The organism is Rhodococcus sp. ARC_M12 (assembly GCF_022810385.1).
Taxonomy (GTDB): Bacteria; Actinomycetota; Actinomycetes; order Mycobacteriales; family Mycobacteriaceae; genus Rhodococcoides; species Rhodococcoides navarretei.
Map to the genome: position 1 here is coordinate 100379 of NZ_JALGQI010000011.1, position 18660 is coordinate 119038.

Here is an 18660-nt window from a genome sequence, read left to right on the forward strand (position 1 = left end):
TGATGCGGGCACGTTCGTCCTACTGCGGATCATTCGTAGGGTTCAACCCAATCTCATTCCTACCCCCAGTGCAACAGTTGTAACCGAGATGCTTTTCCCGGAATAAATTCGTGTGAACGAGACAGCCGAATTCTCGGCTGTGAATTCGCATCGAATATCACGAAACAGTTGCGGAGCGGCTGCGGATTGGTCCGAAAGGTGAACGGAACCTAAACTCGCGGGTGTGAGTGGGGACCGGCCGAGCCAGAATGCGGTCGACGAGTCCGTCGCCGCTCGGCCCTTCGCGGCACCCCGAGTGCAGATGGACGGTGCCGACCTCCTCCGCGCCATCGCAGCCCTCGCCGTCCTCTACTCCCACATCTCGTTTTGGGTGATCGACGACCTGGGCGAATCCTGGTGGTTCCTCGACGCCTCCGCGGCCGTCCTGAATGGAATGCTGGGCCTGACCCTGCATCTGTCTCTCGTCGGAGTAGGCATCTTCATGCTTCTCACCGGCCTGTTGGTGACCAGATCCGCCATGAGGCAAACCCGTCGGGACTTCATGGTGGCCCGGCTCGCACGCCTTGTACCCGCCTTCTGGTTCACGCTCGTGCTCGTACTGCTGATAGGAGCCGCCGAAAACAACGGCGACATCGGTATCGGCATCGTCGACGCGGCGTTGAATTTCGTTCTGGGCGGATTCTTCCTGACCCCACAGGTGCTGGTGCTCGGCGTGACGTGGACCCTCGTCGTGCAGGCAGTCTTCTACCTCTACTGCACTGCGATGCGATCGGTGCTGCGCAGCGCCCCGTTCCTGGTACCCCTCGTCGGAGCGGTCCTGTGTGTGTCGATCCTGCTGTACAACCTCACCGTCCCCGAGGGCTGGGCCGTACCCTTCCTGACCCGGGTCGCGGCGATACTTCCCACCTTGTTCCTCGGCCAGATCATCTATCTGGCCTGGGCCCGGCTGGTGGCGTGGCGATGGGTGGTCCTCGCCGTGCTCGCACAGGTGGAAGTGGTCCGACTCGCCATCCACGCCGACGCATTCTGGATGGGCTACCGATACCTGTGGACGCTGTTCGTCATCACCGTGGCCGTCGTCCTGCTGGCCCGATACAGCGGGTCGATCACCCGCTGGCCCCTGGTCCACTGGCTCGGCACCCGTAGCTACGCCATCTACCTGCTGCACACGCTCGTGCTGTACCGCACCTACAACATGGTCCAGCCGAGCCTCGGAACCTCGGCGGCAGTCCTCGTGTTCCTCGCCATCACCGCCGTCCTGGCAGAGATCACCTACCGCTGGATCGAACTACCCGCGGCACGACACATCAGTGCGACATACGCACGCCTACGCGCCCGATCCACCGCCTGACCGAGGCCCCCTGGGTACTCAATGTGACATTTGGTGGCCTTTTCGGGGGTCGATGTCACATTTGGTGGACCTCGGTGGGTGGACTCGGGCGGGCGCGATCGGCGGGGTCAGAGCTGCGGGGTCAGAGCTGCGGGAGAACCTCGGAGGCGACGAGTTCGAGGTGATCGAGATCGGTGAGGTCCATGGTCTGCAGGTACACGCGGGTGGCACCGACCGCTCCGAAGCTGCCGATTTTGTCGACCAGTTCGGCGGGGCTGCCGGCGGCACCGTTCTCGCGTAGCTCCGATACCTCGCGGCCGATGGCGGCGGCGCGTCGGGCAATTTCTTCTTCGGTGCGGCCGCAGCACAGGACGAGGGCGTTGGAGTAGACGAGGGAATCGGGGTCGCGGTCGGCGGCGGTGCAGGCAGCGCGGACGCGGCCGAACTGGGTCTCGGTGTCGGCTAGCGAGGCGAAGGGAATGTTGAACTCGTCGGCGTACTTCGCGGCGAGGGCGGGGGTGCGCTTCTTGCCGCCACCGCCGATGACGATGGGCGGGTGCGGAGTCTGCACCGGCTTGGGGAGCGCCGGGGAGTCCGTGACGGGGTAATGCGTGCCGGCGTGCGAGAACGTGTCGCCCACCGGGGTGTCCCAGAGTCCGGTGATGACGGCGAGTTGCTCCTCCAGCCGGTCGAAGCGCTCGCCGAGCGCCGGGAAGGGGATTCCGTAGGCCTTGTGCTCGTCCTCGAACCAGCCGGCACCGAGGCCGAGGTCCACGCGGCCACCGCTCATGGCGTCGACCTGCGCGACGCTGATGGCGAGTGGTCCCGGGTATCGGAAGGTGGCCGACGTGACGAGGGTGCCGAGCCGAATGGTCGACGTCTCGCGGGCCAGGCCGGCCAGGGTGATCCATGCGTCGGTGGGGCCCGGGCCGCCGTCACCGCTCATTGCGAGGTAGTGGTCGGAGCGGAAGAACGCGCCGTAGCCGAATTCCTCGGCTGCCTTCGCGACACGAAGGAGGTCGTCGTAGGTGGCACCTTGTTGCGGTTCGGTGAAGACGCGTAGCTCTGTCGAAGTCATGTTCGCCAGCCTAAACAGCGGGTCCACAGGACCGCAGACGGTCGCTGTGTCAAATCACCATCGATCCACAGCCTGCGTTGGTATTCAGTACACCGCGGGACCGACTCGACGCTCTGACCTGTGGATAGAAACCGGAACAGCCCCCGATTCTGTGCATCAACCTGTGGATACTGTGGATAACTTCTGAGGCTCGAGTGACGTAGGTCATAGTGGGTGCGCGCTTCGGTCGTCGGGACACGGGTGGCAGCCCCGCGTGACGCCGTGACAAGATCGAGGTGTGTCTCACCCCGAGCAGTCGCCCGCCGTCACCGTCGACCGACTCCCGATGCCGTTCCCGAAAACGGCGCTGCTGCTCGACGTGCGCGAGGACGACGAGTGGCAGGCGGGACACGCACCCGACGCCGTCCACATCCCGATGGGCGACATTCCGTCCCGTGCCGGCGAGATCGACAACCAATCCGAGGTCTACGTCGTATGCAAAGTCGGCGGACGGTCGGCTCGCGTCGTCGAGTACCTGAATCGGGTGGGATTCGATGCGATCAACGTCGACGGTGGGATGCTCGCCTGGCAGGCCGCAGGTCGACCGATCGAGCGCGACGACGACTCCCGCGAACCGAGCATCATCTAGATGACGGCTCCGCGGGGACGCGCGCAGGCGTTCCAGGTCTGTGCCCGCTGCAGCACTCGCTGGGCGGTCGGTGCACGGCCGGGCACGTGGTGCCCCCGCTGCCACGGCGTCCTGCTCTCTCCGGTGTCGAACCAGGCGCCTGCTCAGGGCCGACGAAACTTCCGCTGGGTAGCCCGCCCGGCGCCCTCTCCGACGCGGGCCGCACGCCCGGCCGGATCCACGACCCCGACCCCGACGCCGCACTACGACTCGACGCCCACCTGGGGGTTGCGTGACATCCCGCGCGACCCCGAGGGGAATCGCTACGTCGGTCGCGTCGAGCGGTACGCCGCGAATGCGCAGAACCTGGTCATCGTCACCGCGATGTTGCTGGCGCTCGCCGCATTCGCCGAGGCGTTCCGGTACGGCATCCTGTTGTACAACCGCGTGCGACTGGTCTCACCGATCACGTTGGCCGTGTCCGACGCGTTGGTGTATTTCGCCCAGGTCGGTGCGCTCGTCATCGGGTTGGCAGCGCTGATTGCCTCGTCCTGCTGGTTGATCCAGCAACGCCGACTGGCCTTCGCTGCGGCCGGCTCCACGGAGCCGCGGTCGGTGCGGTGGATGCTGCTGCTGTCGATGCTTCCAGTGGTCCGCATCGTGATGCCAGGGGTCTACCTCACCGAGGTCGTCCGTCTGCGGGGCGCTGCCGATGCAGATCTGCACCGTGAGCTGACGCTGGTTCGCATCTGGTGGGCCGTCTGGGCCGCGAGCAACGCGCTGGTGATCGTTCAACTGCTGTGGACTTTCCGCGATTCCCTCCAGGCCCGCGCCGACGGAGTTCTGCTGTCGGCATTCGTGGCAGTGGTGGCCGCCGTCTCGGCCGTACTGACCCTGGCGGTGATGCGCCGACTCGAAGGCCGCACGCTGCGCGGCTCCGCTGTGTCGCGTCCGACTCGCTGGGTAATCGCCACCGACACTGCGCCGAAGCCGAAGCAGCAGCCCGACACCGAGAAAGCCGACACCGATCGGAAGGAACCCGAGGCGGTGACGGCGTCGTGAGTCCCGACCGGCGTGGGCCGTTGGTCGTCGCGCATCGAGGTGCGTCGTCGGCCAAGAAGGAACACACCCTCGCGGCGTACGACCTCGCGCTGCGCGAGGGCGCGGACGGGGTCGAATGCGATGTGCGGCTCACCAAGGACGGCCACATCGTGTGCGTGCACGATCGCCGCGTCGATCGGACCTCGAACGGCACCGGCATCGTCAGCGAGATGGACTTCGCCGATCTCGCCCGACTGAACTACGGCGACGCCGACGAACCCGCCGAACTCCTGACGCTGCACGACCTGATCTCGCTCGTCCTCGATTGGACCAGCAAGCCGGTCAAACTCTTCATTGAAACCAAGCATCCCGTGCGGTACGGCTCGCTGATCGAGAGCAAGGTGCTCGCCGAGCTGCACACGTTCGGCATCGGCGCGCCTGCCTCGGCCGACCACTCGCGGGCCGTCATCATGTCGTTCGCGCCGTCGGCCGTCTGGCGAGTACGACGGTCGGCTCCCATGCTTCCGACGGTGCTGCTGGGAGACAGCTCGCACTACCTCGGTGGGGGAGCGGCGACGACCGTCGGTGCCACCGCGGTCGGGCCATCCATACGGGCTCTGCGCGAGCACCCGGCCATCATCGACCGCGCAGCCGCGTCGGGCCGGGCCAGTTACGTGTGGACTGTCGACGAAGAAGAGGACGTGGACCTGTGCCGCGAGCTCGGCGTCGGGTGGATCGCCACCAACCACCCCGGTCGAACGCGAGCCTGGCTCGAATCGAAGAACGTGTAGGTTTTCTGGCGTGGGTAAGAGCAAAAGAAACAGTGGACCTAAGCAGGACAGCAATCGAGCAGCGAAGCTGGCGCAGCGCGAGGCCGAGCGCGCGAGCATCGAATCGTCGTCGACTCGCCCGTTCGAGGGTCTCGCCGCCGAATGCGACCTGGTAGCGCTGCGCGAGTTCGTCCCGTCGGCGACGGCAACCGCGCCGATCACAGTGGACGGTCGCACCATCACGCTGGCAACAGTGCTGCCCGGTGCCGTCGCGGCACTGGTGCGCGAAGAAGCGGATACCGTCGAGGGATTCGTCGGCCTTCAGGTACAGACGCAGTCGAAAGACGTTGCAGCAGATATCAGTAGCGCACTCGGCTGGGTGTCCACCGCCCCCGCGGGCGAGTCGCTCGAAGCCGCGAAGATCACCGACAGCACCCCCGCGCTGACCGATGTGCTCGACGCCTCCGCGCTGCTCGAGATCACCGTCCATCAGGACTTCAACTGGTGGATCCCCGAAAGTGCCACTCCCGCAGCCGATGTGACTGCCACCGTGGAGCGTGCGAACCAGGCGATCATGCCCTCGGCGCGGATCGAGGCCGACGGCGTCGTTGCTGCCTGGTGGGTGGATGCAGGCGACAAGGCGCACATCCGGTGGGTTCGTCCGGAGAGCGAGGACGACGTGATGCTCGCCCTCGCGCGTCTGCACGCTGCGGGTGATCTCAACTTGGGTGAGGGCTCGCGCTACGCCGGTTCGTTCCGGACGCATGGGGTGCTGGTGCCGGTGTTCGATCTCGATCCCGAGATGCACCCCACCGAATGGGCAGCGCCCACAAAGGAATTCGGAGACAAGCTGAACGAGGCGCTGGCCGTCGATGCACCGCTCACGGCGGCGCAGTTGCGCTCACGCGACGGCCTGCGTGGACGCCAGGTCACTCTGCGCTAGAAACGCGAGCCGGGTGGCCGCCCGAACATGTGCCGCTTGTTCGTCCGGCCACCCGTATGAGCGCGAGGGTTCGCGCGTTACTCGTGTTGCGTTGCTGCGGTGCGGATCAGAGCGATCCACCGGCAACCGTGGGGGCACCTGCGTCGGCGACCACGCTGGTGTTCATCTCACGGGCGACGAACTGCTCGAGATCGAACAGGTTGTGGCCTGCGCGATCGGCGATGTTGAGCAGAGTCTTCATGCTGGCAACTTCCTCCACCTGCTCCTTGAGGAACCACTGCATGAACTGCTCGCCGAGGTAGTCGCCCTCCTCGCGGGCGGTGCTCGCCAGCGCGATGATCTGCTCGGTGACGGTCTCCTCCTGCGCCAGCGCCAGTGCGATGGCCTCACGGGGATCGGTGAAGACGGACTTCGACGCGTCGACGCCGGTCAGCTCGACCGTGATGTCGCGATCGAGGAAGTACTGCACGATCATCATCGCGTGGTTGCGCTCTTCGACCGACTGCGCGTAGAAGTGCTGCGCCAGCTGCGGCAGGTCGACATTGGCGAAGTAGACCGCGGTGGCGATGTACTGCTGCGAGGCGTTGAACTCGTTGCGAATCTGGTCGCGAAGAAGTGCGTGGAACTTGGTGTGGCTGGTTTCCTTGATGTCTGCGCTCATGCGAAGGACAATATGCCTGGTCAGAGGGCACTGTCATCCAAGTCGAACCTTATTGAGGCGAACGTGGCCTAATACAGTCGATCCTAAATGTCCGCTCTGAGCAGGGCTCACGCTACGCTCGCCCGGCCTCTTTCGGGGCGTTGGTGGCACGGATCACCGAAGCGCCGATCTCGCGAGCGACGTACTGCTCGATGTCGAACAAGTTCGAGTCGGCCCGGCGGACGATATTGAGCAGGCTCTGCATCGCCGCGACCTCCTCGACCTGCTCGGTGAGGAACCAGTGAGTGAACTGCTCGCCGATGTAGTCGCCCTCGGCCCGGGCAGCACCCGCCAGCGCAGTGATCTTCTCGGTCACCGCCGACTCCTGCGCCAGCGCCAGTTCCACCGGTTCGACGACCGAATGGAATGCCGTCACCACGTCGTCGATGCCCGACGCGTCGACCTCGAGTCGATTGTCGATGAGGAAACGGATCATCATCATGGCGTGCCGACGCTCCTCGGCGGACTGGGCGTAGAAGCGCGTGGCCAACTGCGGTAGATCGTTTCGGTCGAACCACACCGCGATCGCGACGTACTGCTGCGATGCGGTGAACTCATGCCGTACCTGAGCGCGCAGCAGGTCGTGGAACAACGTACCGGGTGTGGCGGTGGGCTGGGCGGACGGCGATGTCATGGTCCACAACCTACCGTCCGGCCGTGGGGAATTCGTGTCCGTCAGGGGCCGCCGGTCAGCAGTTCCGGCGGAATCTCGCGATCCTGCGCGATGGCGTCGAAGAATGCAGGCGCGCGAGTGTCGTCCCACAGCAGCACGTTTCCGACGTCGGAGTCCTGGAATCCGCCGACCGGCACCGTCGTGGTCACCGGACCTCCGCGCATCGCCCAGGCCAGTGCTGCGAGGTTCCATATGTGATCTCCCTCGTCGACGCTCAACGACGACGCGGTATCGGACACCAGCGGCCACAACCGCAGTGGGTTGAGGAAAGTCGAAGCGCTGGTTGCCTTCTCGAGGAGGGCGGACATGAACGCGCGCTGATTGTTCATCCGGTCGATATCGGCCAACGCCGTCGCGCGGGATCGGACGAACCCGAGCGCCTCTGCTCCGGTGAGTTCCTGACAGCCGGCGGCAATGTTGATGCCCGCCAACGGATCGTCGATCGCATTCTGTACGCACACGTCGACCCCGCCGACGGCGTCGACGATCCCGGCGAAGCCGCCGAATCCGATCTCGGCGTAGTGATCGATGTGCACACCGGTTGCACCCTCGACCGTCTGCACCAGCAGTGGCGGCCCGCCGAATGCGAAGGCCGCGTTGAGCTTGTCCTGGCCGTTGCCGGGAATCGACACGTACGAATCGCGCGGCAGGCTGACCATCGTGGGCGCGCCGCTGCCCTCGGGGATGTGAATCAGAATGATCGTGTCGGTGCGGCTCGGGCCCACCTCGCCGCCCGTCGCCAGTGCGGCTTCCTGCTCGGGCGTCAGGCCGGCTCGTGAATCCGATCCGACGAGAAGCCAGTTGGTGCCCGGGGTGTCGCCGATGCGTCCGGGGTACGAGGTGAGGGCGTCGACTCGCGTCAGCGAGCTGTCGACGTAGTAGACGACGCCGCCGATTCCCAGCACGAGCACCAGCAACACGATGAGGAAGCGTCGACCCCAGTGTCTCCTCTTGCGCGGCTTCGCGACCCTCGGTGGCCGTGAATCACGTTGTGGCCGTGCCGGTTCCGGTCGTCGCAGCGCCCGCTGTGCAGGTGCGGCCGGTTGCCTGCGTTCCTCGGTGAACGGCTCGGGTTGCTGACGCGGTGCATAGCCGGTGCGACCCCGATCGTCGTTCTGCGCGCGTGGGTACTGCCGCGTCGAATTCGGCGGGGTCGACTGTGCTGGAAACGACTGCGCCGATCGGGGTTCGGGTGCCTGCGACCATGCCTGCTGCGGGGGCACGGGAGGGCCCTGACGCGACGGCGGCCGCGGTGAGGCGGGACGGCCGTCGCGTCTGATGAACTCCGTGCCCTCCGGTGCCGGCCACTGTGGCTGACCCGGCCGGTACCCCCGTGGTGGCGGCGGCTGCTGGCCGGGCGGTCGGCGGTTCGGGCCCTGCCCGGGCTCCGGACCGGGCGGCTGCTGACGAGGTCGTGGCCGATCGGGCGGCTGCTGCGGGGGTGGACCTGCGGCGCGACCCGGTTGCGGCGCTCGACCCGGTTGGGGAGCCGGGTCCGGCCGACGGTGTCGACTCGGCGTCGATCGGTCCGGTGGCGTGCGCCGGTCTGGCGCGCCGTGCCGTCCGTAGCGATCGTCGTCGTTCACGGGTCGACTGTAACCGTCGCCGCGCATACAGCGGCCTTCCTCGGCGACCGATTCACGGGAGCCACGACAGATGTTCGCGCAGGAGGGCGTAGCCGACGAAGGCGACGATGTCGATCAGAGCGTGCGCGATCAGCAGTGGCCAGAGCCTGCCGGTGCGCTGCCAGTAGCGGCCGAACACCAGACCCATCAGGAAGTTTCCGACACCGCCGCCCACGCCTTGATAGAAGTGGTAGCTCCCGCGCAGCAGCGACGAGCACAGCAGGGACGCGTTTTCACTGAGCCCGAGCCTGCGCAGCCGGGAGATCAGGTACGCCACGACGATGATCTCCTCGGCACCGGAATTGGCCAACGCGTACAGAATCAATGCCGGAACGCGCCACCAGTGGTCGTCGAGGGCACTGGGAACGACGTTCAGATTGAAGCCGAGGGCGTTGCCCACGAGATACAGCGCCAGGCCGGGCAGCCCGATCAGTGCGGCCAGTCCGACGCCGTGGCCGAGGTCGATCTTCAGCCGCGGCCTGCCCAGTCCGATCGCTCGGGGTGCCAGGTCGGCTCGCCACAGCAGGTACAACCCCAGGGCGCCCCAGGCGCACAGACGCAGAATGCTGAGCAGCTGGAACAGCAGATCGATCACACTGAAGCTCGACCGCGACGAGTTCAGCGCCACGGTCTGATCGGAGAGGGCGGCGGTCTGCAACGCGTCCTCGATGAGCGAGAGGATGCTGCTCATACCGCTCAGGCCGAACGTCACCAGCAGGACGATCGCGATCTCGACCTTGATGGTGGTGCGTTCGCGGGCATCGGGCGGGGGAGCGGCGCTCGCAGGCGGCGGTGGCGTCAACCAGCTCTTGAAGTCGATCACCGCACGAGTCTGCCCTGTTTCGTGAGATCGGGTGTCAGCCGCGGGCGCGTAGCCCGTTCAGAAACGGGCAGCCGGCGAGCACGCGGAGTGCGCGACTGAGCGCGAGGACGTCCCCGGCGGGCTCGGCGAATCCCAGCCGGACGTCGTTGTCGCCGCATTCGCTCTCGATCCGCAGCCGAATGCCGTAGCGATCGATGCCGAGCGGCCGGATTCGGCCCTGTCGCAGCGACGGCGGGAGGCGTCGGGCCAATTGGGCGAGCAGGTCCGGGTGGTCGGAGTCGAGGTGCTCGAGCCAGCTGGTCTCCATCTCCCAGAAGGGATCGGGTTCGGCCGCCAGCAGCGTGTCGATGTCGACCGGCTCGGCTCCCGTGCTGTCTGCGACCACGGCGGAGGTGACGATCAGCCGCATCAGCGAGGTGGTGTGGCCGACGTCGAGCAGGGCCGGGTGCGGATGTTCGGCGGCTACCGCTCCGGCCATGGGCCGCATCAGCGATTCCGGGACCGGGCGCAGATCTCCGCGAAGCCACACCAGCGATCGCACCGGTTCACGCAGGGCGAGTGGCGCGTGATCGGTGAGTTCGAGGACGGCAGGTACTCCGGCACGGGAGGATTGCCACGCGACCGCGCCGTCGAGGGAGTCGGTGCGGACGGCGAGGATCATCTCGCCGTTGGGTCGCAGGTGGTGCAGGGACGTGATCACCGGGTCGCTGCCGTCGATGGCCAGGGCAGCGCCCTCGGCGCGCATGCACGCACTGCGCACGCGCTCGGCGGTGGACGGTCCGGTGGTGGTGGTTGCGCCGAGCATGGGCTCCTCCGATGCGTTCGGTACCTGCGTTGGTCCAGTAGGTGAGGCAAACCTAAGTTATGCGTCCCTAAGTTATACCGGTGTGGCGGGGATCGCAAGGCCGTGCCGGGACTACCGTGAGGGGGTGCCGATTCCGTTGACCCTCGGTGTGCCCCACCGACCCGACCCGAACGCTCTCGTCCACGCACTTCTTCAACCGGTGTGTTCCGACGGCGACTCGCTGGCCGCGGCCCCCCGTGGTGCCGAATACGGACCACCCGTCGTGCGGGCGTCGACGCTGCTCGCACTGCCCGACGTCGAGAACTTCGGTCGCATCGTGGTACACCTCGACCTCGATCCCGACGAGCTCCGTGCGGGTCGGACCGGCGGCTACGAGGCCGTCCGCTTCACGGTGGACGCCTCTGCCGAGCATCTCGCCGATGCCCTCGCGCTGCGATTGCCCTCGCCGCTCGTCGTCTTCCCGATGTTCGACGCGATCGACGTGGCCGAGACCGCGGAGGCCGTCGTCCTCGCTCATCGGACCCCGGGCATCGGCGTCGCCGACACTCCGCGGCGCATCGCCGACGTGCTCGCGGTGGTCTCGCACGCCGATGTGGGTCTGGTCGCCCGCGCGGACTCCGGCGACGAGGTGCTCTCGATCCTCGCTGCGACGGTGGCGTCGTTGCGCGGGGACGACATCGCCGCTGCCCTTGCCGCTCCGAACGTCGCCGCACTGCGAGCGCTGATCCCCGAGGCCGCCGAGGCGGTGCGCGAGGTACTGCTCGGAATCGAGATCGTCGACGCCGCCCGCGCTCGCGCGCGACTCGTCGACGTCGGTTTGATCGCTTCGTCGACGTCGACAACGTAACCTCGAGGCGTGCCTCGCATCGCTTACTTCGGCCCATCGGGAACGTTCACGGAGATGGCGCTGGCGCAGTTCGAAACGCTCGGAACCTTCGGTGCAGTCGGTCTGAACGGGGCGGTCGAGCGGGTATCGGCGTCTAACCCGCCTGCAGCGCTCGAGGCCGTGCGCTCGGGTGCGGCCGACGCGGCCGTGGTCCCCATCGAAAGCTCCATCGAGGGTGCCGTTCCACCGACGCTCGACGCGTTGTCGGAAGGTCGCCGGTTGCAGATCGTCGCCGAGACCGAGATCGAGGTGGCGTTCACCATTCTCGGCGGCCCCGGCGTCACCCTCGACTCGGCTCGCACCGTCAGTGCCTACCCCATCGCACTCAATCAAGTGCGTCAGTGGCTGCAGACCGCCATGCCCGACGCCGTGGTGCAGTCTGCGTCCTCCAATGCCGGTGCAGCAGAGGATGTTGCCGCCGGAATGGTCGATGCTGCGGTGTCGACGCGGCTTGCCGGTGAGCGCCTGAAGTTGCCGCAGTTGGCCGACGGGATCATCGACGTCGAAGGTGCGCGGACTCGCTTCGTGCTGGTGACCACACCGCAACCAGTGCCCGCGCGTACCGGTTCCGACCGCACGTCGGTGGTGCTGGAGCCGCCGAACGACCCGGGCACACTGCCGGCAGCGTTGGCAGAGTTCGGAATTCGCAACATCGACCTGACCTTCATCGAATCACGGCCCACCCGTTCACGATTCGGGACCTACAGGTTCTTCGTCGATTGCGCCGGGCACATCGACGATCCACTCGTCGCGGAGACGTTGGCCGCCTTCCATCGCAAGATGCCACTGCGCTTTCTCGGATCTTGGCCCACCGCAACGGGAACGGGTGGATCGGTGCCGCCGCCGATCGACGAACACGTGCAGTGGGTCGCCGAGATTCGTGCCGGACGCGGTGATCTGTGATGGGCAAGCTCATTCTCGTTCGGCACGGCCAGACGAAGGCCAACGTCGCGAAGGTATTGGACACCGCACCGCCAGGAGCCGAGCTGACCGAACTGGGCCACCAGCAGGCGGAGGCCTATGCGCAGACCTGGGTCGGCCGCCCGCCGGCGATGTTGGTGTCCTCGGTTGCGTTGCGCGCCAAGCAGACTGCCGGCTACATCGAGCGAGCGACCGGAGTCCCCCTCGTAGTGACCGAGGGAATCCAGGAGACGTTCGCCGGCGAGCTGGAGGACCGCGACGACCAGGACGCGCACCGGGCGTTCACCGAGATCTTCGGTCGCTGGCACGCCGGCGATCTGGCGGCGACGGTGCCCGGAGGCGACAGCGGACATTCGGTGTTGGAGCGATACGTCCCGGTGCTCGACGGTCTCCGGGCGCAGTATCTGGGTGACGACACGGGAGGCGACGTCGTCGTCGTCAGCCACGGTGCCGCGATCCGATTGGTCGCGGCGGTACTGGCCGGTGTCGACGGCACGTTCGCGGCCGACAACCATCTCGACAACACCCACACCGTCGAGCTGCTCCCGCTGCCGAGCGGAGGGTGGGCGTGCGGCAGGTGGGGCACGATCCTGCCGCCGTTCGAGGGCAAGGGCAGTGACAACGCGGACAACCCGATCAGCTAGCGAGCAGATCCTGCGCCGAAGCGATCAGCTCGGCCACGGCCGCGGTCACTCTGCGATCCGTTGCGCCGGTCAGCGAGCTCCACGACGTGCCGTCGGCGGCGAGGGTGGAGGTGGCGACGATGCGTCCGGCTCGGGTGTCGAACAGAGCGACGGGTCTACCCGCCACGAGCCGGCTGCCGTGCCTGCGGGCGACGGCGGTGATCTCGGTTCTGCCGGCGCAGGTGGCCATCGCCGACGCCAGTGCCGACGCGCGGTCGCCCACTATTCCGATGCCGCGTAGCCGAGACGCTGTGGCTGCGACGTCGGACGGTGCCGCATCGAGCGCCTCGGCGAGTAGATCTGTGGGCGCGTTGATGCTGCCCAGGTCGAACGTGGCGGCCGAGCCGATCGACATCGCGAGGTCTCGGGCCGGGTCGCCGTGGACGACACGGATGGTGACCACGTCGTCCTGCCGCAGTGCCGACACGGTGATCCAGTCGTCGGACGCGACGCAAATCCGCGTGCTGGGAGCGGGCGCGCCGCTCTCGACGTCGAACACGCGGGCCGAGATGTACCAGCGTGGTTGTTCGAGGACCCGCAGCCAGCGCCGAACATCGTCGTGAACGCGGCCCCCGGCCAGCAGCCCGGCCGACTCGAGAGCGCAGCGGCCACGTTCGAGCGCGGAGTCCCTCGCGGCGGCGTCGTCGAAGCGCGGGAACACGTCCAGGACGACAGGAAGTTCGGCGATCGACAGCTCGTCGACCAGGAAATCCATCGCGTCCGTGCCGAGTGAGGCGCTCGGCACCGTGTGGCCCACCGGCACGGTTCCCAAGTCGATCAACGGCCGTTTCCGCTGGTATCGGGTGCAGGAAGGGGCGGATCCGCGCCGAGGACGGACGGTGCGACGGTGCGGCCGTCCGCGAAGTGCTCGAACTGCTTGAGGTAGTCCGGGGTCTCGTGCTCGTCGTCCTCGGCCTGCCCGCGCGTGCCGGAGGCCGGAGCGCCGGCCGCGCCCGTCCCGCGCTGAGCGAGGCCGCCATCGGTCGATGCCGGTGCGCCGAACGAAGTGGCTCCGCCCTGGCCCGCAGCTGCAGGCATCGAGCCGCCACCCGCGGGACCCAACGCGGAACCGAGCATTCCGGCACCGCCGCCGAATCCGCCGGCTCCACCTGCGCCGCCGAACGACACCGGACGCGTCGACGCCGGGCCGACGGCAGGAGATGCCGACCCACCGGGTGCGAAGCCGCCGCCCGTTCCGGCACCACCGGACAGTGCACTTCCTCCGATGTTCGATGCGGCGGTGGCGACGGTGGACACGCCGGTACTGGCGATGGAGGTGGCAGCGCTACCGATCTGACCGGCCGCCGCGGCCACACCGGGGTTCTGAGTTGCGGCCATCAGACCGCCGATCGCGGCCTGAACTGGCGAGGTCATCACGGCGTTGGCGAACTTTCCGAGGCCGCTGCCGGAATCGGACACGATGGCGGGCGGATGATCGAAGGTGGTCTTGACGATGCGGTGCGAGTTGACCAGCTCGAAGCCCTCCATCACCAGGGCCGCTCGGATGTCGAGCAACCGGTCTGCCACCTCGGCTGCCTCGTAGCTGCCGTTCAGTGCGCCGCCCGTGGACGCAGCGGTGACCTTGGCGGCCTGCACGACGCCGATTTCCACCAGCGACGGCATGGTTGCCAGGGCTACGCCGTAGGTGGTCCCGGCGGCGGGGGCCTCGACCGAGAGCGCGGCCGCTTTCAATGCCGTTGTGCCGGTCCACGTTGCGAAACGTGCGAGTGCGGCCTGGGCGAGCAGTGCCGACTCACCCTCCCAGCCCGCGGTCAGGGCCGCAGTGACAGCGGCGATGCTCGCCGATGCCTCGGTGAACGCCGCGGCAACCGAACCCCATGCTCCGCCGGCGACGTGCAACGGCACCGGTCCCGGCCCGAGCAATCGCGTCGAATTTCCCGTCGCCGTGCGTGGCAGCCACACCACACCTGTCACTCCGAGCGTCATCCCTCAGCCCCCCATGATGTTCGAGCCCTGCATCCAATTTTTGCTGCGGTCGAGTTCGGCGCGTCAGATGCCGGGTAGGCCGGGCAGGCCCCCGGCCGTGTCGTCGTCGGTGGCCACGTAGTCCGCGGCTTGCTTCCGCAGTTCCTCGGCCGCTCGATGTAGTTCCGAAATACCCTGTGCTGCAGCCGGCCCGAAGGTGTCAGCCGCGGTGCCGAAGAACCGTTCGGTGAGCAGAGAGACCTCGTCGGTGCCCGGCGGTAGTGGCCGCACGGGGATCGCCGTCGCGGTGACGGCGGCCTGCAACCTGGCGGCGACCGCATCGAGCTCCGAAGCAGCGAGCTGCAGTGCCACCGGATCCACCTTGATGACGGTCATGAGCCACGCCCCCTGATCGAAGAACTTTGCGCTGTCGGTAGGTAGGACGCCGCCGTGTTCGGTTTGGTTCCCTCGACGCGAGAAAAACTCAGACGAACTTCTGGGCCACCGAGCCGACGGTCCACACGCCGCCTCGACGACCGAGTGCGGTGAGTGTGAGCGGGAAGACGTCGATCCGCCAGAACGAGGACACCGGGGCCTCCAACACCACGATCACCACGGCTCGGACGACGGCAGGAGAGGTCACTGCCAGGGTCCGTCCGGGCGTCGAGCCGACGATGCTCAGCCACGTCTCGACGCGAGAGAACAACGCGTCGAGGGATTCACCGCCCGGTGGAACGAACGCCGGGTCACTCAGCCAGGCCATCGCGTCGGCGTCGGGCAGATCGGTCATCTCGAGACCCGACCATCGGCCGTAGTCGATGTCGGCCAACCCGGGTTCGACCGAGATATCCGAGCCGAAGCGTTGCGCAGTGGAGATCGATCGGGTTTCCGGGCCGGACAGCACGCGGTCGACGCGAGGAGGATCGGTCACCGCGGCGAGATCGCGCTGTCCCGCGTCGTCGAGTGGTTCGTCGCCGGGGAATCGGCCGGTGCGCATCGCGTCGGTTCTGGCGTGGCTCACCAGCATCAGTCGGGTCACGGGCGCAGACACTCGGCCATTCTGGCATCGAGCTGCGGTAGGCCATGACAGCGATTGACACAGCGTTGCGTTCGGTGCCACAGTTCGCAGGTTAGACGCGATGTACGCAGGTAATCCGGTGAAAATCCGGAGCGGTTGCGCCACTGTGATCGACGTCGGGCATATGTCCGAATTCGAGAGTCAGAAAACTCGTTCATCGCATGGCCGTCCCCGTTTTCGAGCGGGGACTACGGGACGCACAATCCCAGGAGGACACCATGGCAATCATTCACGCACCCAGTAATACGACGGAGTCGGCTGCCCTTGCCGTCATCGTCGCCGCAACGATTCTGCTCGCTTTCGTCGTGCTCTACCTCGTCGGCTTCGATCAGGGCGCGATCTCCCGCAGTGGCATGTACATGCACGAACTGATGCACGACGGCCGCCACCTGCTGGGCCTGCCATGCCACTGACCGGGACATTCGTTCAATTGCTGATGCGAGGTCTGCTCGCCGGGCTTCTCGCCGGCCTGCTCGCCGGAGCAGTTGCCTTCGTCGTCGGTGAGCCGCACATCGACTCGGCCATCGCCATCGAAGAAGCAGCCGGCACCGACGCCCATCACGCCGACGCCGCCCCTGCCGCGCACTCCCACGGCGACGAGGCGCTCGTCGGTCGGGACGGACAACGCGTCGGACTGTTCCTCGCCACCGGACTCGCCGGCCTGGCACTCGGCGCGATCTTCGCGTCGGTACTGCACTATGCCCGACGCGTCAGCTCCCTTCCGGGCTCGATTCTCGCGCTCGTCGGGGCAGGCGGCGGGTGGTTGGCCATCGAAGCGGTGCCGTTCTTCAAGTACCCGGCGAACCCGCCGGCCGTCGGCGATCCGGAGACAATCACCCAGCGCACGTGGCTGTGGTTGGCGTCGGTGATTCTGGGTCTGCTGGCCGTCGCGGTCGCCGTGTACGCGGCGAAGGCGGTGGCATCGCAGAATTCGGTGGCGATTCGCGTCGGCGCGCCGTTGCTGGCGTTCCTGGTGATCGTGGGAATCGGCTACGCGCTGCTGCCCGATGTGAACGAGGTCGGCTCGGACTTCCCGGCAACCCTGCTGTGGGAATTCCGACTGTCGTCACTGGCCACCCAGGCAACGCTGTGGCTGACACTGGGATTGGGATTCGCATTCCTCACCGATCGGGCAGTGCGCCCTGTTCGCCGAGAGGCAGTCGCGGCGTAGCCCGTTTCCGCGTCAATGGACCATTGCACGGCCGAGACGTATGCAAAGTGCCATTGACGCGGTGTGGTCGGCCCAGGTCGGTCCGGGTGAATGGACCGTTGCACTGCTCAGACGTATGCAGTGGTCCATTCACGCGTCGGGGGATGCGGACGGGGCGAGTGCGATCAGCCGAATCCGAGTTGATGCAATCGTTCGTCGTCGATGCCGAAGTGATGTCCGATTTCGTGGGCCACGGTGATGGCGATTTCGCGGCGAGCCTCGATGGCGTCGTCGACCATCTCGAGGATCGGTTTGCGGTAGATGGTGATGACGTCCGGCAAGTGTCCGCTGTACTCGTAGCGTTCGGTCAAGGCGATGCCCTCGTACAACCCGAGGATGTCTTCGGTTGGGTGTTCCTCCTCGACGAGGACGACCACGTTGTTCATGAAGTCGGTGAGTTCACGCGGCAGGGTGTCGAGGGCGTCGGACACGGCTTCCTCGAAGTCGACGCGGGTCATGTGGGTGGGAATGTCACCCTCCGGTGGTGATCGGTGCGGCACCGGGCAACGGTGTCGGCAGTGCGCGGCCGTCGGGAGCGGCGGGCGGCGGGACGGGAGCGGCACCGTTGATGAGGATGTCGCCCTTGGCGGTGCCGACGATGGTCGCGAAGCCGCCGGAATCGAGTTCCTTGCCCACCGAACAGGTCACCTGGCGACTTCCGGCGAGCCAGCTCGCGACGTCGATCGTGTCCCAGAACAGGGTGAGCGTCTTGTCGCGCAAGGCGGTGTCCGAGCCGAGGTAGCCGTTGACGGCATCGGTGCAGGTGCCTTCCAGATACGCGTCCTGATCACCCTCGGACGGGTGCCCGCCGGGGAACTGCTGCGTCAGGTTGATCACCGACGCCACCTCGTACGCGTGCGGGGCCGAGCAGTCCACCGGATCCGCCGGCACGTTCTGATCGATGCCGACGCACGTACCGGTCGGCCAGACCTTCGACTGGTCCTGGTCGAGGATCGAACCGGTCATCTCCATCAGACTTCCGGTGTTCGACGGCATCTGCACACCGCAGCGCAACGTCCGTTCACCCTTGGCCCAGCCGGTCTGGCTGGGGAACATCAGTCCGACGCCGAAGCGTCCGCTGGGATCGAACTTCGCACCGACGTAGTCGTTGACGGCGGCCGCGCAGTGTTCGTCACGCAGCTCGCCGAACCGGATGGAACCGGGGTACGTCGATCCCGGACCGAACTCGACGCCGGGGTAGACGCTCATGTCGATGTCGCGAGCAACCTCGAAGCGATGGGGATCGGCGCACGAGACCTCGGCGAGGTCCTGTCGGTCGGTCTCCGGATCATCGGTGGGCGTCCACTGCAGGCACGTGCCCGGATCGGCCGCACCGAAGGATGTCGCCGACACCGGTCCGTCGGTCGCAGGGCCGGCGGCCGACGTGTGGGTGGTGATCTTCTCGGGCGGGGAGAACCCGTCGGAGAACAGAACCGTCGCCCCCGCAGCAAGGACCGCGCCGACCGCAACCATGGCGAGCCCGCGTCGGGCGGTGGTCGAAGACAGTGTTCGTCGAGACTTCTCGCCCGTCGGGGGGTCTGATTCGTGTACGGACATCACC

General features: G+C 67.0%; 22 protein-coding genes and 1 riboswitch. Of the genes, 10 read left to right on the forward strand and 12 right to left on the reverse strand.

What is annotated here, in order from left to right; all coding sequences use genetic code 11:
• Positions 1 to 223: 223 nt before the first annotated feature.
• A complete protein-coding gene (locus MTX35_RS15545) occupies positions 224 to 1351 on the forward strand; it encodes an acyltransferase (RefSeq protein ID WP_243595847.1) in 1128 nt (375 codons plus the stop codon).
• Positions 1352 to 1472: 121 nt separating this feature from the next.
• Here MTX35_RS15545 and MTX35_RS15550 read toward each other — a convergent pair whose 3' ends face one another.
• The gene (locus MTX35_RS15550) at positions 1473 to 2408 is read right to left on the reverse strand and encodes an LLM class F420-dependent oxidoreductase (protein WP_243595848.1); all 936 of its coding nucleotides are present in this window, start codon (positions 2406 to 2408) and stop codon (positions 1473 to 1475) included.
• A 325-nt stretch (positions 2409 to 2733) separates the two neighbouring features.
• Between MTX35_RS15550 and MTX35_RS15555 the strand changes: the two genes are divergently transcribed.
• From MTX35_RS15555 to MTX35_RS15570, 4 genes are read left to right on the forward strand one after another with little or no spacing between them, the layout of a single operon-like run.
• The gene (locus tag MTX35_RS15555; protein WP_243595929.1) at positions 2734 to 3036 is read left to right on the forward strand and encodes a rhodanese-like domain-containing protein; all 303 of its coding nucleotides are present in this window, start codon (positions 2734 to 2736) and stop codon (positions 3034 to 3036) included.
• Positions 3037 to 4077 (forward strand): DUF4328 domain-containing protein, encoded by a 1041-nt coding sequence (locus tag MTX35_RS15560; protein ID WP_243595849.1) that lies wholly within the window; start codon positions 3037 to 3039, stop codon positions 4075 to 4077. It abuts the gene before it with no gap.
• Positions 4074 to 4847 carry a glycerophosphodiester phosphodiesterase gene (locus MTX35_RS15565; protein WP_243595850.1) on the forward strand — a complete coding sequence of 258 codons (774 nt, stop codon included), beginning with the start codon at positions 4074 to 4076 and terminating at the stop codon, positions 4845 to 4847. The genes MTX35_RS15560 and MTX35_RS15565 overlap by 4 nt, the downstream gene beginning before the upstream one ends.
• A 10-nt stretch (positions 4848 to 4857) precedes the next feature.
• Complete coding sequence (locus MTX35_RS15570; protein ID WP_243595851.1) at positions 4858 to 5769, forward strand: DUF5926 family protein; 912 nt, start codon at positions 4858 to 4860, stop codon at positions 5767 to 5769.
• 106 nt (positions 5770 to 5875) lie between these two features.
• Here the strand turns inward: MTX35_RS15570 and MTX35_RS15575 are convergent, their stop codons facing one another.
• The 5 genes from MTX35_RS15575 to MTX35_RS15595 form a co-directional block, all read right to left on the reverse strand.
• Positions 5876 to 6430 (reverse strand): ferritin, encoded by a 555-nt coding sequence (locus MTX35_RS15575; protein WP_243595852.1) that lies wholly within the window; start codon positions 6428 to 6430, stop codon positions 5876 to 5878.
• Between the two features lie 112 nt (positions 6431 to 6542).
• Positions 6543 to 7103 (reverse strand): ferritin, encoded by a 561-nt coding sequence (locus MTX35_RS15580; protein WP_243595853.1) that lies wholly within the window; start codon positions 7101 to 7103, stop codon positions 6543 to 6545.
• A 41-nt stretch (positions 7104 to 7144) separates the two neighbouring features.
• Positions 7145 to 8422 (reverse strand): LCP family protein, encoded by a 1278-nt coding sequence (locus MTX35_RS15585; protein WP_374230309.1) that lies wholly within the window; start codon positions 8420 to 8422, stop codon positions 7145 to 7147.
• A 358-nt stretch (positions 8423 to 8780) separates the two neighbouring features.
• Entirely contained in the window at positions 8781 to 9590 is an 810-nt protein-coding gene (locus MTX35_RS15590; RefSeq protein WP_374230305.1) for a CPBP family intramembrane glutamic endopeptidase, read from the reverse strand.
• Between the two features lie 34 nt (positions 9591 to 9624).
• Positions 9625 to 10395: a DUF2470 domain-containing protein gene (locus MTX35_RS15595; protein ID WP_243595854.1), complete on the reverse strand. Its 771-nt coding sequence runs from the start codon at positions 10393 to 10395 to the stop codon at positions 9625 to 9627.
• Positions 10396 to 10519: 124 nt separating this feature from the next.
• Here MTX35_RS15595 and MTX35_RS15600 point away from each other — a divergent pair, with 124 nt between their 5' ends.
• Genes MTX35_RS15600 through MTX35_RS15610 form a run of 3 tightly spaced genes read left to right on the forward strand, consistent with a single transcriptional unit; the run spans position 10520 to position 12846 of the window.
• Positions 10520 to 11242: a hypothetical protein gene (locus tag MTX35_RS15600; RefSeq protein ID WP_243595855.1), complete on the forward strand. Its 723-nt coding sequence runs from the start codon at positions 10520 to 10522 to the stop codon at positions 11240 to 11242.
• 9 nt (positions 11243 to 11251) lie between these two features.
• The gene (pheA, locus tag MTX35_RS15605; RefSeq protein ID WP_243595856.1) at positions 11252 to 12184 is read left to right on the forward strand and encodes a prephenate dehydratase; all 933 of its coding nucleotides are present in this window, start codon (positions 11252 to 11254) and stop codon (positions 12182 to 12184) included.
• The gene (locus MTX35_RS15610; protein WP_243595857.1) at positions 12181 to 12846 is read left to right on the forward strand and encodes a histidine phosphatase family protein; all 666 of its coding nucleotides are present in this window, start codon (positions 12181 to 12183) and stop codon (positions 12844 to 12846) included. Before pheA ends, MTX35_RS15610 begins: the two co-directional genes overlap by 4 nt.
• Here the strand turns inward: MTX35_RS15610 and MTX35_RS15615 are convergent.
• The 4 genes from MTX35_RS15615 to MTX35_RS15630 form a co-directional block, all read right to left on the reverse strand.
• Entirely contained in the window at positions 12839 to 13666 is an 828-nt protein-coding gene (locus MTX35_RS15615; RefSeq protein ID WP_243595858.1) for an ESX secretion-associated protein EspG, read from the reverse strand. The genes MTX35_RS15610 and MTX35_RS15615 overlap by 8 nt on opposite strands.
• A complete protein-coding gene (locus MTX35_RS15620; protein ID WP_243595859.1) occupies positions 13663 to 14832 on the reverse strand; it encodes a PPE domain-containing protein in 1170 nt (389 codons plus the stop codon). Before MTX35_RS15620 ends, MTX35_RS15615 begins: the two co-directional genes overlap by 4 nt.
• Positions 14833 to 14895: 63 nt before the next feature.
• Positions 14896 to 15207, reverse strand: coding sequence for a PE family protein (locus MTX35_RS15625; RefSeq protein ID WP_032381057.1), 312 nt, complete (start codon positions 15205 to 15207; stop codon positions 14896 to 14898).
• A gap of 88 nt (positions 15208 to 15295) precedes the next feature.
• Positions 15296 to 15862 carry a histidine phosphatase family protein gene (locus MTX35_RS15630; protein WP_243595860.1) on the reverse strand — a complete coding sequence of 189 codons (567 nt, stop codon included), beginning with the start codon at positions 15860 to 15862 and terminating at the stop codon, positions 15296 to 15298.
• A gap of 100 nt (positions 15863 to 15962) precedes the next feature.
• Positions 15963 to 16038: riboswitch (cobalamin riboswitch) on the forward strand.
• Between the two features lie 69 nt (positions 16039 to 16107).
• On the opposite strand from MTX35_RS15630, the gene MTX35_RS15635 reads away from it, so the two are divergent.
• Positions 16108 to 16302, forward strand: coding sequence for a CbtB domain-containing protein (locus MTX35_RS15635; RefSeq protein ID WP_032396459.1), 195 nt, complete (start codon positions 16108 to 16110; stop codon positions 16300 to 16302).
• Positions 16293 to 17060 carry a CbtA family protein gene (locus MTX35_RS15640; RefSeq protein WP_243595861.1) on the forward strand — a complete coding sequence of 256 codons (768 nt, stop codon included), beginning with the start codon at positions 16293 to 16295 and terminating at the stop codon, positions 17058 to 17060. Before MTX35_RS15635 ends, MTX35_RS15640 begins: the two co-directional genes overlap by 10 nt.
• A 164-nt stretch (positions 17061 to 17224) precedes the next feature.
• Here the strand turns inward: MTX35_RS15640 and MTX35_RS15645 are convergent, their stop codons facing one another.
• Complete coding sequence (locus tag MTX35_RS15645) at positions 17225 to 17557, reverse strand: metallopeptidase family protein (protein WP_243595862.1); 333 nt, start codon at positions 17555 to 17557, stop codon at positions 17225 to 17227.
• A 13-nt stretch (positions 17558 to 17570) separates the two neighbouring features.
• Positions 17571 to 18656, reverse strand: a complete 1086-nt coding sequence (locus MTX35_RS15650) for a septum formation family protein (protein ID WP_243595863.1) — start codon at positions 18654 to 18656, stop codon at positions 17571 to 17573.
• Between the last annotated feature and the right edge of the window lie 4 nt (positions 18657 to 18660).

Coding starts and splice junctions, on each gene's coding strand:
- MTX35_RS15550 (WP_243595848.1), bottom strand. CDS start 2,408: ATGACTTCGACAGAGCTACGCGTCTTCACCGAACCGCAACAAGGTGCC.
- MTX35_RS15555 (WP_243595929.1), top strand. CDS start 2,734: ATGCCGTTCCCGAAAACGGCGCTGCTGCTCGACGTGCGCGAGGACGAC.
- MTX35_RS15560 (WP_243595849.1), top strand. CDS start 3,037: ATGACGGCTCCGCGGGGACGCGCGCAGGCGTTCCAGGTCTGTGCCCGC.
- MTX35_RS15575 (WP_243595852.1), bottom strand. CDS start 6,430: ATGAGCGCAGACATCAAGGAAACCAGCCACACCAAGTTCCACGCACTT.
- MTX35_RS15580 (WP_243595853.1), bottom strand. CDS start 7,103: ATGACATCGCCGTCCGCCCAGCCCACCGCCACACCCGGTACGTTGTTC.
- MTX35_RS15595 (WP_243595854.1), bottom strand. CDS start 10,395: ATGCTCGGCGCAACCACCACCACCGGACCGTCCACCGCCGAGCGCGTG.
- MTX35_RS15620 (WP_243595859.1), bottom strand. CDS start 14,832: ATGACGCTCGGAGTGACAGGTGTGGTGTGGCTGCCACGCACGGCGACG.
- MTX35_RS15625 (WP_032381057.1), bottom strand. CDS start 15,207: ATGACCGTCATCAAGGTGGATCCGGTGGCACTGCAGCTCGCTGCTTCG.
- MTX35_RS15635 (WP_032396459.1), top strand. CDS start 16,108: ATGGCAATCATTCACGCACCCAGTAATACGACGGAGTCGGCTGCCCTT.
- MTX35_RS15640 (WP_243595861.1), top strand. CDS start 16,293: ATGCCACTGACCGGGACATTCGTTCAATTGCTGATGCGAGGTCTGCTC.
- MTX35_RS15645 (WP_243595862.1), bottom strand. CDS start 17,557: ATGACCCGCGTCGACTTCGAGGAAGCCGTGTCCGACGCCCTCGACACC.
- MTX35_RS15650 (WP_243595863.1), bottom strand. CDS start 18,656: ATGTCCGTACACGAATCAGACCCCCCGACGGGCGAGAAGTCTCGACGA.